The 12,747-nt window shown below is 59.3% G+C and carries 13 protein-coding genes; 5 read left to right on the top strand and 8 right to left on the bottom strand.

Translation table 11 applies throughout. The features are described 5' to 3' along the window. Positions 1–7: 7 nt before the first annotated feature. Both BLL38_RS00415 and BLL38_RS00410 read right to left on the bottom strand, forming a co-directional pair. Positions 8–772 carry a fimbrial biogenesis chaperone gene (locus tag BLL38_RS00415; RefSeq protein WP_076960794.1) on the bottom strand — a complete coding sequence of 255 codons (765 nt, stop codon included), beginning with the start codon at positions 770–772 and terminating at the stop codon, positions 8–10. Between the two features lie 47 nt (positions 773–819). After that, the gene (locus BLL38_RS00410; protein WP_076960793.1) at positions 820–1,383 is read right to left on the bottom strand and encodes a fimbrial protein; all 564 of its coding nucleotides are present in this window, start codon (positions 1,381–1,383) and stop codon (positions 820–822) included. A gap of 396 nt (positions 1,384–1,779) precedes the next feature. Here BLL38_RS00410 and BLL38_RS00405 point away from each other — a divergent pair, with 396 nt between their 5' ends. Together BLL38_RS00405 and BLL38_RS00400 are read left to right on the top strand one after the other, a co-directional pair. Beyond that, positions 1,780–3,321 (top strand): EAL domain-containing protein, encoded by a 1,542-nt coding sequence (locus tag BLL38_RS00405; protein WP_076960792.1) that lies wholly within the window; start codon positions 1,780–1,782, stop codon positions 3,319–3,321. Between the two features lie 198 nt (positions 3,322–3,519). Continuing rightward, entirely contained in the window at positions 3,520–3,885 is a 366-nt protein-coding gene (locus BLL38_RS00400) for a histone-like nucleoid-structuring protein, MvaT/MvaU family (RefSeq protein WP_076960791.1), read from the top strand. Positions 3,886–4,087: 202 nt separating this feature from the next. On the opposite strand, the gene BLL38_RS00395 is transcribed toward BLL38_RS00400, so the two are convergent. Then, positions 4,088–4,624, bottom strand: coding sequence for a DUF4946 domain-containing protein (locus tag BLL38_RS00395; RefSeq protein WP_076961127.1), 537 nt, complete (start codon positions 4,622–4,624; stop codon positions 4,088–4,090). A gap of 199 nt (positions 4,625–4,823) precedes the next feature. Between BLL38_RS00395 and gloA the strand changes: the two genes are divergently transcribed. Beyond that, the gene (gene gloA / locus BLL38_RS00390; RefSeq protein ID WP_076960790.1) at positions 4,824–5,345 is read left to right on the top strand and encodes a lactoylglutathione lyase; all 522 of its coding nucleotides are present in this window, start codon (positions 4,824–4,826) and stop codon (positions 5,343–5,345) included. Positions 5,346–5,416: 71 nt separating this feature from the next. On the opposite strand, the gene ahpF is transcribed toward gloA, so the two are convergent. From ahpF to BLL38_RS00375, 3 genes are all read right to left on the bottom strand, one after another. Then, the gene (gene ahpF, locus BLL38_RS00385; RefSeq protein WP_076960789.1) at positions 5,417–6,970 is read right to left on the bottom strand and encodes an alkyl hydroperoxide reductase subunit F; all 1,554 of its coding nucleotides are present in this window, start codon (positions 6,968–6,970) and stop codon (positions 5,417–5,419) included. Between the two features lie 126 nt (positions 6,971–7,096). Then, positions 7,097–7,660, bottom strand: coding sequence for an alkyl hydroperoxide reductase subunit C (ahpC, locus tag BLL38_RS00380; RefSeq protein WP_076960788.1), 564 nt, complete (start codon positions 7,658–7,660; stop codon positions 7,097–7,099). Between the two features lie 132 nt (positions 7,661–7,792). Beyond that, entirely contained in the window at positions 7,793–8,725 is a 933-nt protein-coding gene (locus tag BLL38_RS00375) for a site-specific integrase (protein ID WP_076960787.1), read from the bottom strand. A 184-nt stretch (positions 8,726–8,909) separates the two neighbouring features. Here BLL38_RS00375 and BLL38_RS00370 point away from each other — a divergent pair, with 184 nt between their 5' ends. Then, positions 8,910–9,917, top strand: coding sequence for a DNA-binding protein (locus BLL38_RS00370; RefSeq protein ID WP_076960786.1), 1,008 nt, complete (start codon positions 8,910–8,912; stop codon positions 9,915–9,917). On the opposite strand, the gene gorA is transcribed toward BLL38_RS00370, so the two are convergent. Together gorA and galU are read right to left on the bottom strand one after the other, a co-directional pair. After that, positions 9,918–11,276, bottom strand: a complete 1,359-nt coding sequence (gorA, locus tag BLL38_RS00365; RefSeq protein ID WP_076960785.1) for a glutathione-disulfide reductase — start codon at positions 11,274–11,276, stop codon at positions 9,918–9,920. A gap of 101 nt (positions 11,277–11,377) precedes the next feature. Continuing rightward, on the bottom strand, positions 11,378–12,217 hold the full coding sequence (galU, locus tag BLL38_RS00360; RefSeq protein WP_029294645.1) for a UTP--glucose-1-phosphate uridylyltransferase GalU: 840 nt from the start codon (positions 12,215–12,217) through the stop codon (positions 11,378–11,380). A 309-nt stretch (positions 12,218–12,526) separates the two neighbouring features. Between galU and BLL38_RS00355 the strand changes: the two genes are divergently transcribed. Beyond that, positions 12,527–12,712, top strand: coding sequence for a hypothetical protein (locus tag BLL38_RS00355; RefSeq protein ID WP_076960784.1), 186 nt, complete (start codon positions 12,527–12,529; stop codon positions 12,710–12,712). Positions 12,713–12,747 lie beyond the last annotated feature (35 nt).

Here is a 12,747-nt window from a genome sequence, read left to right as displayed (position 1 = left end):
CGTATCGCTAGAGAGGTGCCCGTTGGGGTGCCGAGAAACCACCGAAATCGTCGATGTACTGGAACTGCACCTGGGCATCCTCAGGCACCGTCTGCATCAATGGCGGCAAGGCCAGATCCAGGCTGGCGTAGGGTGCAACCATGCCTTGCTGGTCGGTCAGGATCCGTGCGGCTTCCGCCTGGGGCCCCATGGCCAATGCCACTTCATGAAACGTCACATGGAAAGGCGACGGATTGAATACCCGCAGCACCGCCTGTTTACCGGTACGCAAGGTCCAGGTCAGTTGACCCGGCGCGTCCTGGGGATTGCCCGCCAAGCCATGGGGCCGGAAAAACACCTTGGTGCGAATGCGAAAGGCAAAACGCAAGCGGTTCTGGCTGTCTTCGGCGGTGGTCACGCCTGGCTTCTGGCCTTCGGGCGGCACCTCCAGCACATTCAGCCAAAACAGCGACTCCTTGTCGGCGGGCAGCGGCTGCTGGGTGTAGGCCAGGCGTATGGCCTGGCTCTTGCCCGGATCCAGGCGGAACACCGGCGGGCTGATACTGAACGGCACATCGCTGTGTTCGGCTGCCAGCCGGGTATCACCATCATCCATCCAGACCTGGACCAGGCGTGCGGCTTGCCGGTCATCGTTGGTGACCTGCACGGTGATTTCCCGGCGCGGCTGCGGGTAGACCTGGCGTGTGCCGCTGATGACCACCCCCGCCTGCACCTGCCCGACGGCCAGGCACAGGCAGAGCGCAACCTGAAGACGCAGCGGCAAACTAGGCATGGTCGGCACCCTCACGGGTCAGGACTGAACGTGGGTGTGGTACGCGCTCAGGGGAAAACCACTGAGTACTGCACCGCCGTACTGACCAGCCCGACCCCCGCCGCGCCGCCCGTGGCTACATACCGTGCGGCAAAGGGCAATGTCGCCAGGCCTGCGGTGACGGTGGCCGTGGTCGACGCATGCCCCGTGCGCAAATCCAGCGGCTTGAGGGTGGCGCCGTCGATAATCTGCACTTCCACTTTGGCGGCGGCGGTTTTCGACGCCGTGTTCCGCAAATTGCCCGTCGCGGGGTTGATGGCTGGGCTGGTGCTTTCATACAACACCGCGACCTTGGTCGCATCCGCGCAACTGGCACCACCGCCCACATAGATGAAGAAAGGTTTCGAGCTGGCGGTTGCACCGTCGCTCGCCAGGGCGCTGGCTTGCACCTTGTCCAGGACCACCGGGAAGTTCGCACCGGAACCTGCGACACCGCCGGTTCCACCGCTGATCGTGCAGGTAGTGCCGGTGATTTCACCGGTCAGGGTGATGGTGCCATCTGCCGCAATAGCCAGGGGGGCGATAAAACCGCTAGCAAGCAACAGGACACTCATCAATAAATTGCTTTTCATGACACAGGTTTTCCTAAGTGTTAAGTAGATGCCCATCCAAATGACAGGCAGGAACAAGCCCACCCGCAGGATTCGGGCTTGCTGATTCAAAAAGTTTTCAGGTCTTGAATCGTCGCCTCTTCCCGAGGCGGCGAACGGTTCCGGGCACAGGACCGCTGATACTCTTATTAGGGCTGCCATCAATCCAGACAATAACGCAATGGACCAGGCGGCTTTTAATCGTCAAAATATGTTGCAAAGTTTGGCAAGGTTAAAAAACATCCACAACTAGCTAAGTGGCTAGGTCAGCCCACCGAAACAGGCTTATTTCCCATAGGCCAACTATCATGCTGATATCCGACGCATCGCCTGTAATCGTTGCCAGGCGCCTCCCTTATTCCGCTACAGGCTGCGCACATGCCACTGACCCTCAAAGGCCCGCGAAAACGCGTCGCCCGCAACTTGATCACCACACTGTGCGGGCTGTTGCCGATTTTGCTCGGGGTGCTCATCCTCCACCTGCAGGCCGAACGGACCCTGGAACAAAGCACCGCGCAGACGGCCGTCGAGGCCGTGCGCCAGTTTGACCTGATGCTCGACAACACCGCCCTCGCCGCCCAGGCGCTGCTCCCCCTGGCGGGCAAGGACTGCGACAGCACCGCGCAACTGGCGCTGCGCGAGCAGGTCACCCGCCGGCCCTTTGTCCGCGCGACCACCTTGTCGTGGAAAAAAACCATTTATTGCAGCTCGCTGTTCGGCAGCACCTACGTGTCACCGGTCAACCCTGACGACTATGTCAACGGTCGCCTGTGGTTGATGAATGGCAACCCCGTCACCCCCGATACCGCCCTGCTGGTGTATCGCCTCGTTGAGGGTGACAAGGCCGCGTTTGCTTCGATTGACGGCTACCACCTGACCAACGCCCTGCGCCTGATCAGCCGTTACGCCGACCTGGTGTTGCAGGTCGGCCCCAACTGGCTGGGCAGCGATGGGAAGGTCCAACAGAGTGCCACCCCGGTGTTTGCCGTAGCCCACCAGCACCTCGCCTCCCAGCGCTATGCCTACAGCGTGGAAGCCGGCATGCCCGAGGGTGAAGTCTGGCGCTATATGGAAGCGCGCTACCCGGCGCTGTTCAGCCTGGTGGTGTTTTTCGGCGTATTGGCAGGGGTGTTGACGCACTGGTTGCAAAAGCGCTCGTCGGCGCCCACCCATGAACTGCAACGGGCGCTGGATGCCAACGAGTTTGTGCCGTACTACCAACCGGTGGTACGCGGCGACAGCCTGCAATGGGCCGGCTGTGAAGTTTTGATGCGCTGGAACCACCCGAAGGAGGGCCTGGTACGCCCGGATCTGTTTATCCCCCTGGCCGAGCACTGCGGCCTGATCGTGCCAATGACCCGGGCCTTGATGCGCCAGACGGCCACCCAACTGGCCCCCCATGCCGGGCGCCTTGGCGGTAACTTTCACGTGGGCATCAACATCACGGCCAGGCATTGCCAGGACTTGGCGCTGGTACAAGACTGCCGCGAATTCCTTGCCGCCTTCACCCCGGGCCAGGTCCTGTTGACCCTGGAGCTGACCGAACGCGAATTGATCGAACCCACCGACGTGGCCCGCCAGCTCTTTCAGGCCCTGCACGAACTGGGGGTGCTGATTGCCATTGATGACTTCGGCACCGGCCACTCCAGCCTGGCTTATTTGCGCAACTTCAACGTTGACTACTTGAAGATTGATCAAAGCTTTGTCGCGATGATCGGGGTCGATGCATTATCGCGGCATATACTCGACAGCATCATTGAACTGTCAGCCAAGCTTGACTTGGGCATCGTCGCAGAGGGCGTGGAAACACAAGAACAGCGCGATTATCTGGCGGCGCAAGGCGTGGACTTTTTGCAGGGCTACCTGTTTGGTCGCCCGCAGCCTTTTGACGCGTTCATTAAATCTTTTCACAGCCATTGAATGGCCATCTAGCGCCACAATGAAATATTGTTATTTATACAAAAGACATGATTTACTCGTGGCTCATTAACTACTACAATTTTTCCTGCCTGCGCTGAATCGGCAGGAGAGCCACTTTTACCGAGTCACGCTGAGGCTCTTGGCTTATAGCTTTGTTTGCAGTTGGTATCAGCCAAATACACTATTGGAGTAAATATTTTGTCCAGACTCGCCGAATTTCGTGCAGCAGAAAAAGCCCTTCAAGAACAGCTCGCCCAGCTGGAATCCCTGAAGAACGACGCTGGCCTGAAGAAAGAAATCGAATTTGAAGAAAAACTTCAAGGCCTGATGAAAACCTACGGTAAGAGCCTGCGCGACATCATTTCCATCCTTGATCCAAACCCAGGCAAATCGGGGATCCAGGTAGCGCCCGCCCCCAAAACCCGCCGTGCCCGCGTAGTCAAGGTGTATCACAACCCGCACACCGGTGAACTGATTGAAACCAAGGGCGGTAACCACCGCGGCTTGAAGGCCTGGAAAGAACAGTATGGCGCAGCCACTGTAGATTCCTGGCTTCGCGGCTAATACCAGCGCACTAATAAAAAACCCCGCAGACGCGGGGCTTTTTTTGTTTTGGTGCCTGGGTTTGAAACCCCGGCGCTCGCGAAAGTGAACTTTGCAATACATTCCACTGGGCACACATTTGACCACCGGGCACTGAGTGCCAATGCCTTATAGTTATGCACTGTTCATCACGCAGCCAAGCCAGGCATCTAGCCTTTGCTCATCAAAGTTTCAAGCTTGCGCGTACCGCGCGGACTTCTTCCTTGCTCGACTCATAAGCATCAGCTTGTCCGGCGTATGAAAAAACATAGGCCTTATTCACATCAACAGCACCCACCAGTGTTTGCGAAAGCACATGCCGGCCGTTCTCGGTAACGACACAGGTAGTTTCCAGCGCCTCAAGACGACTTAAGGTGGTCGAGTGCATCTTGTTGCAGACACTTTGATAACCACTGCGGGCAAAGTCCTTCTGGATGGACTTGCGCATCTCCAGCAGCACACCTTGCAGATTGACCACATGCCCAGGTTCGATCGGTGTCCCCGTCAGCTCCATGACCATTAGCGTCTCGCCGTTTTCATCGTTCTTTATCGCACGCTGGCGAGAGACCGGCGACGGCGTGGCCGGTGCATCGGCATCCGGCACCACTTCCTCCACCTGCCAGCCGCTGGGCCAATGAATTTCGGGGTCTGCCGCCCAAACAGCAGTGCTGCCCAAGATCAGGCACAAGGTGCTCAACAACGCTTTGTTCGATCGGCTCATTGCGAAAAACACTCGAAGTTCAAGCCGCAAAGTTTGAGCCTGGGCACAGGATGCTCGCAAGGCCCGTGTGAGTTTTTCATTTGGCGCGGCCTGCGCGGCTTGCGTATCATGGCCCGGCTGTACGGATACCTGCCAGCCGCAAGCCAAAGGGACCGCTCAAGTCACGAGCGGCGCCTGCCCCATTTTTTCTGGAGGGCCCATGAGCCTGCACGAATTGAACAACTTCCCGGGCGTCACCGCCCAACCCGACACCGCCACGGCGAACTTCGTGTTCAACCACACCATGCTGCGGGTCAAGGACATCACCAAGTCCCTGGACTTCTACACCCGCGTCCTGGGGTTTTCCCTGGTTGAGAAACGCGACTTCCCGGAAGCCGAATTCAGCCTGTACTTCCTCGCCTTGGTCGACAAGGCGCAAATTCCGGCCGATGCCGCCGAACGCACCCAATGGATGAAGTCGATCCCCGGCATCCTGGAACTGACCCATAACCACGGCAGCGAAAACGATGCCGACTTCGCCTACCACAATGGCAACACCGACCCGCGCGGTTTTGGCCATATCTGCATTTCGGTGCCGGATATCGTCGCGGCCTGCGAGCGGTTTGAAGCGTTGGGCTGTGATTTCCAGAAGCGCCTGACGGATGGGCGCATGAAAAGCCTGGCGTTTATCAAGGACCCGGATGCGTACTGGGTCGAGATCATCCAGCCAGCGCCGCTGTAAGCGGGCCGGGTGACGCGCAGCGTCATGGGAGGCATTCCCACGCAGAGCGTGGGAATGATCAGCATCGGGCCTTACGCCCGGATCAGGTGATCAAAAGCACTCAGGGAAGCCTTGGCGCCCTCGCCCACCGCAATCACAATCTGCTTGTACGGCACCGTGGTTACGTCACCGGCGGCAAACACGCCGGGCAGTGATGTCTCGCCACGGGCATCGACAATGATCTCGCCACGGGGCGACAGCTCCACGGTGCCTTTGAGCCAATCGGTGTTGGGCAGCAAACCGATCTGCACAAAGATACCTTCCAGGTCGATGGTCTTGAACTCGCCGGTATCGCGGTCCTTATAGGCCAGGCCGGTGACTTTCTGGCCATCGCCTTTCACTTCACTGGTCAACGCACTGGTAATCACGTCAACGTTCGGCAGGCTGTAGAGCTTGCGCTGCAACACCGCGTCGGCGCGCAACTTGCTGTCGAACTCCAGCAAGGTCACGTGGCTGACAATACCGGCCAGGTCGATGGCCGCTTCAACGCCGGAGTTACCGCCGCCGATCACCGCCACTCGCTTGCCCTTGAACAGTGGGCCGTCGCAGTGCGGGCAGAAGCATACGCCCTTGGCCTTGTATTCCTGCTCGCCCGGCACACCCATTTCGCGCCAGCGCGCACCGGTGGCCAGGATCACGGTCTTGGACTTGAGGGTCGCACCGCTTTCAAAGCGAATTTCGTGCAGCTCGCCGGGATTTTTCGCCGGGACCAGGCTGCTGGCGCGCTGCAGGTTCATGATGTCCACGTCGTACTGACGCACGTGGGCTTCCAGGGCGCCGGCCAGTTTCGGGCCTTCGGTTTCCTGTACCGAGATAAAGTTCTCGATGGACATGGTGTCCAGCACTTGCCCACCAAAACGCTCGGCGGCCACACCGGTGCGGATACCTTTGCGTGCGGCATAGATCGCAGCCGCCGAACCGGCCGGGCCACCCCCGACAACCAGTACATCGAAGGCGTCCTTGGCGCTGATTTTCTCGGCGGCTTTTTCGATACCGCTGGTATCGAGCTTGGCGAGGATCTCTTCCAGGCCCATGCGGCCCTGGCCGAAGTTCACGCCGTTGAGGTAGACGCTGGGCACCGCCATGACCTGGCGCTCGTCGACTTCAGCCTGGAACAGTGCGCCATCGATAGCAACGTGGCGGATGTTCGGGTTGAGCACGGCCATCAGGTTCAGTGCCTGGACCACGTCTGGACAGTTCTGGCAGGACAGCGAGAAGTAAGTCTCGAAGCTGAACTCACCTTTAAGGCTACGGATCTGTTCAATCACTTCGACACTGGCCTTCGACGGGTGGCCACCGACTTGCAGCAGGGCCAGCACCAACGAAGTGAATTCATGCCCCATGGGGATGCCGGCAAAACGCAGGCTGATATCAGCACCCGGGCGGTTGATGGAGAACGACGGCTTGCGCCCATCATTGCCATCGGTTTTCAGGGTAATCAGCGTGGAGAGGCTGGTTACGTCCTGCAAAAGAGCAAGCATTTCCTGGGATTTCGCACCGTCGTCGAGGGAGGCGACGATCTCGATCGGCTGGGTGACCCGTTCCAGGTATGACTTCAACTGAGCTTTAAGATTGGCGTCCAACATACGGGCGATTTCCTATTTCAAATCAATTCGGTAAAAAAAAACGCCCGAGCGAATCTCGCCCGGGCGTTTTTGAGGGCGGTGCGGCTTACTTAAGGTGCGGTCATCCGCCCTTGATACTTCACAGGCTTAGATCTTGCCGACCAGGTCCAGGGACGGAGCCAGGGTAGCCTCGCCTTCTTTCCACTTGGCTGGGCACACTTCGCCCGGGTGGGCAGCGACGTACTGGGCCGCCTTGATTTTGCGCAGCAGCTCGGAAGCGTCACGGCCAACGCCGCCATCGTTCAGCTCAACGATCTTGATCAGGCCTTCCGGGTTGATCACGAAGGTGCCACGGTCTGCCAGGCCAGCTTCTTCGATCAGCACGTCGAAGTTGCGGGAGATGGTCAGGGTTGGGTCGCCGATCATGGTGTACTGGATCTTGCCGATGGCTGGCGAGGTGTTGTGCCAGGCCGCGTGGGCAAAGTGGGTGTCGGTGGAAACGCTGTAGATCTCGACGCCCAGTTTCTGGAATTCGGCGTAGTTGTCAGCCAGGTCTTCCAGCTCGGTAGGGCAAACAAAAGTGAAGTCGGCTGGGTAGAAGAACACGACAGACCACTTGCCTTTCAGGTCAGCGTCCGACACGTCTACGAAGTTGCCGTTTTTGTAAGCGGTGGCTTTGAACGGTTTTACTTGGCTGTTGATGATAGGCATCGTTGACTCTCCGTCAGGGGTTAGTAAGTTGATGGGTGAATCCTACCCAGTCTCATCGTCGATGGCTCATTGGCAAACCTGATGCTGCCGATTGGTTTTGGCTATCAACCGACTGTATTAATAGAAGAAATCCTAAAGCAGCGGGTCGCGGGCCTGAGTCATGCCAAGAAAGGGCGTCGCTTCAACATAGCGCATGGCGGACTTCATGTCCTTCCAGCCGACATACGTCATCAACGACTTCAAATCCCAGCCGCTGCGATGGGCCCAGGTGGCAAAGCCCCGGCGCAGGGAGTGGCTGGTGTACTGCTCGGCGGCAATGCCTGCCCGCTCCAGCGCCTGGCGCAGCAGCGGGATCACGCTGTTGGCATGCAACCCCTCCTCGCCCAGGTTGCCCCAGCGGTCGATCCCGCGAAACAGCGGGCCGCGCACCAGGGCCGAAGCACTCAGCCATTCGGTGTAAGCCTGCACCGGGCACAGGCGCAGCAGCGCCGGGGTTTGGTAGGTCTGGCCGAGGTTTTCGCGGTCGCTCTTGCTGCGCGGCAGGTACAGGGTAATGCCCGCGCCCGGCACCGCCTGCACATGCTCGATCTGCAAACGGCACAGCTCATCGCTGCGAAAGCCGCGCCAAAAGCCCAGCAAGATCAAGGCCGTGTCGCGCTTGGCACGCAGCCAGCGCGGTCGATCGCCCTCTGCCCGCGCCTGCTCGGCTTCGCGCTCAAGCCAGCCCACCACCTGCTCCAGATGCTGGAGCTGCAAGGGTTCGGCCTGTTTTTCCTGGGCCGGGTGCAAGGCGCGGATGCCCTTGAGCACCTTGCGCACTACCGGCGCCTTGGTCGGATCGGGAAAACCCTGGCTGGTGTGCCATTGCGCCAGCGCCGAGAGCCGCAGTTTCAGCGTATTGACCGCGAGCACCCCGGCATAGGCCACCAGGTATCGCGCCACGCTGTCACTGGTGGCCGGCAGGAAACCACCCCAGATCACTTCAAAGTGCTCGATGGCGGCGCGATAGCTACGGCGAGTGTTATCGCGGGTGGCGGCGTTCAGGTAACGGTCTAGCTCACTCATACCGCGATCGCTGGCAAGGGGGTGGTGTACGGATCATAGGGCTGGATCTGCGCCAAAGGGGTCTTCACACGGGATAATACGCCAATACCCCATTTGTTTAATCATGATTTTCAACGTATTTTAGTTCGTGATACAGTACGTAAATACATAATACATACCACAGTACTAAATCGACGGAGACGCCATGGCTCGCGGCGGCATCAACAAAGCAGTAGTTCAAACGGCACGCCTGGCAATCCTCGCCCGCGGCGAAAACCCCAGCATCGACGCCGTGCGCATCGAGATGGGCAATACCGGCTCGAAAACCACCATCCACCGCTATCTGAAGGAGCTGGACGAGAGCGAAACTCGCCTCAGCATTACCGAAGCGCCGCTCGACGACGAGTTGGGCGAACTGGTGGCGCGCCTGGCCCAACGCCTGAAAGAGAAGGCCCAGGAGCCCATCGACCTGGCCCTGGCGCAGTTCGAGCAACAGAAAAGCGCCCTGCTCGCCCAGGTAGAGGCACTTACCGCAGCCCACAGCCAACTCCAGCAGCAATTTGATATCCAGGGCGCAGCCCTGGCAGAAGAAAGCGCCGCCCTGCAAACCGCCAGCACCAGCCTGCAGACCGAGCAAACCCGTAACGCCGGGCTCAGCCAGGCGTGCAGCGACTACGAGCTACGGCTCTCGGACAAGGACGAACAGATTCGTTCGCTGGAAGAAAAGCACCTACACGCCCGCGAGGCCCTTGAGCACTATCGCAATGCCATCAAGGACCAACGCGAGCAGGAGCAGCGCCGCCATGAAGGCCAGTTGCAACAGTTGCAGGCCGAATTACGCCAGGCCCAGCAGAGCGCCATGGTGCGCCAGGACGAGATCACCCAACTGCATCGCGACAATGAGCGGCTATTGATTGAACACCGGGTTACGGCGAAGGAATTGACTGCCCTGCAGGAGCAAAGCCGTAAGGATCAGGCCCAGCAACTCAAGCTGAGCGAACAATTGAGCCTGATTGATAGCGAACGCACCCTGCTCCAGGAGCGTCTGCGGGTTGCCGTGCAGGACAGCCAGTCACGCCAGGACGCACTGACAACACAGCAGCACGCCCACAAAGCCGTGGAACTGGACCTGATCAAGGCCCAGGCCACCATCGAGGCGCTGCGCCTGGCTGGCGTCGTTGCAACGGCGCCAGAGGCAACAGCCAACCCCTGATCAACCAGCCACTGGCGTGCGCATGGTGACGAACTCTTCCGCCGCTGTCGGGTGCACGCCGATGGTCTCGTCGAAATGCTGCTTGGTCGCCCCCGCCTTGAGGGCGATCGCCAGGCCCTGGATGATCTCGCCCGCATCTGGCCCGACCATGTGACAACCCAGCACCTTGTTGGTGTCGGCATCGACCACCAGCTTCATCAGCGTACGCTCCTGGCACTCGGTCAGGGTCAGCTTCATCGGCCGGAAACGGCTTTCAAAGACCTGCACGTTATGCCCATCGGCCCGGGCCTGCTCTTCGCTCAGGCCCACGGTGCCGATATTCGGCAAGCTGAACACCGCCGTCGGGATCATCGCGTAGTCCACCGGGCGGTATTGCTCAGGCTGGAACAGGCGCCGCGCCACGGCCATGCCTTCAGCCAAGGCCACGGGCGTCAGCTGCACGCGCCCAATCACATCACCAATGGCCAGGATCGACGACTCGGCAGTCTGGTACAGCTCGTCAACCTCGACAAAGCCACGCGTGTCCAGCTTGACCCCGGTGTGTTCCAGGCCCAGGTTGTCCAGCATCGGACGCCGGCCGGTGGCATAGAACACGCAATCGGCTTCCAGTACACGACCGTCTTTCAGGGTGGCCTTGAGGCTGCCATCGGCCTGCTTGTCGATGCGTGCGATATCGGCGTTGAATTGCAGGTCCAGGCCGCGCTTGGTCAGCTCTTCCTGCAAGTGCTTGCGCACCGCGCCATCGAAGCCACGCAGGAACAGGTCGCCGCGATACAGCAACGAAGTCTGTGCACCCAGGCCATGGAAAATCCCGGCAAACTCCACCGCGATATAACCGCCACCCACCACCAGCACACGCTTGGGCAGTTCTTTAAGGAAGAACGCCTCATTGGAGCCAATGGCGTGCTCATGCCCGGGAATCTCGGGGATCTGCGGCCAGCCGCCAGTGGCGATCAGGATGTGCTTGGCGGTGAAGCGCTGGCCATTGATCTCGACCTCGTGGGGCCCGGTCAGGCGCGCATGGCCCTCATGCAGGGTCACACCACTGTTGACCAGCAAGTTGCGGTAGATACCGTTGAGGCGATTGATCTCGCGGTCCTTGTTGGCGATCAGTGTCGCCCAATCAAAGTCCGCCTCGCCCAGGGACCAGCCAAAACCGCTGGCCTGCTCGAAGTCTTCGGCAAAGTGTGCGCCATAGACCAGCAGTTTTTTCGGCACACACCCCACATTGACACACGTCCCGCCCAGGTAGCGGCTTTCCGCCACGGCCACCTTCGCGCCAAACCCTGCGGCAAAGCGTGCCGCCCGTACGCCACCAGAACCGGCGCCAATCACATAAAGATCAAAATCGTAGGCCATTTCACTCTCCTCGGCAGGGCATCAGAATACCCGCTTGCAGCCAAAAAACCAGAAAGCCACCCGAAGGTGGCTTTCTTGAGACTCAACAGGCCAGGCTTGAATCAATAAGCCTTGCCAGTCTTGTAGAAGTGCTCGTAGCAGAAATTGGTCGCCTCGATGTAGCCTTCAGCGCCACCACAGTCAAAACGACGCCCTTTGAACTTGTAGGCAATGACGCAACCGTCCTTGGCCTGCTTCAACAAAGCGTCGGTAATCTGGATTTCGCCGCCCTTGCCTGGCTCGGTTTCTTCGATCAGCTTGAAGATATCCGGGGTCAGGATATAGCGACCGATGATCGCCAGGTTCGACGGGGCATCTTCCGGTGCCGGCTTCTCGACCATGTCGCGCACGCGAATCAGGCCATCGCCAATGTCGTCACCCGCGATCACGCCGTACTTGTTGGTTTCCGAAGGGTCGACTTCCTGCACCGCAACGATGGTGCAGCGGTATTTCTGGTAGAGCTTGACCATCTGGGTCAAGACGCCGTCGCCTTCCAGGTTCACGCACAGGTCGTCCGCCAGGACCACGGCAAACGGCTCGTCGCCGATCAATGGGCGACCGGTGAGGATGGCATGGCCCAGGCCTTTCATCTGGGTTTGACGGGTGTAGGAGAACGAGCACTCGTCGAGCAGCTTGCGGATACCGACCAGGTATTTTTCCTTGTCGGTGCCCTTGATCTGGTTTTCCAGCTCATAGCTGATGTCGAAGTGGTCTTCCAGGGCGCGTTTGCCGCGCCCGGTCACGATGGAGATTTCGTTCAGGCCGGCATCCAGTGCCTCTTCGACGCCGTACTGGATCAGTGGCTTGTTTACCACCGGCAGCATTTCTTTAGGCATGGCCTTGGTCGCTGGCAGGAAGCGAGTACCGTAACCGGCTGCTGGGAACAAGCATTTCTTGATCATAAAAGTCCTTAATAAGGGCTGTGCGTACGAAATTCGGCGCAGTCTAATCAGGCCGCAGCCACCTTACAATGGGCGCTGCTGGCATTGCGATGTCAACATAGAGAAAAAATCTCGATGTAAGTTCCGCCCACGTTCAAACAAGCACGCCCAACGGCTCCGGGAAATATCCAGGGCGCCCCGGTTTCAAAGGGCCACATCCTTTTTAGCACGCTTTATGGGGTTCGGCACTGACCTGCAACAACTTGCGCGCCCTCATGGCATTTGGCGCTATCATTGCCTGCTTGAACCAGACCACGAGATTGTTAATCGATGTCAGAACCCAAAGGCGTAAACGGCTACCTGATCACCAAGCGAGCAGACGGCTGGCACCTGATCAATTTTCACGGCGACAGCGTCGCCGGGGTATTCGCGACCGAAAGCCAGGCGATTGCGGTCGCTGAAGTGTTTGTAGACGAAGCCGGTCACGCGTCGAGCAAAAGGCCCAAGGGCAAATAAGACCCCGCGATTGCCCATGCATGAAGGCCCCGATG

The sequence above is a fragment of the Pseudomonas gessardii genome (assembly GCF_001983165.1).
GTDB classification, from domain to species: domain Bacteria; phylum Pseudomonadota; class Gammaproteobacteria; order Pseudomonadales; family Pseudomonadaceae; genus Aquipseudomonas; species Aquipseudomonas gessardii.
The sequence above is the reverse complement of the archived record's forward strand: the minus strand, read 5'-3'. Positions and strand labels throughout refer to the sequence as shown.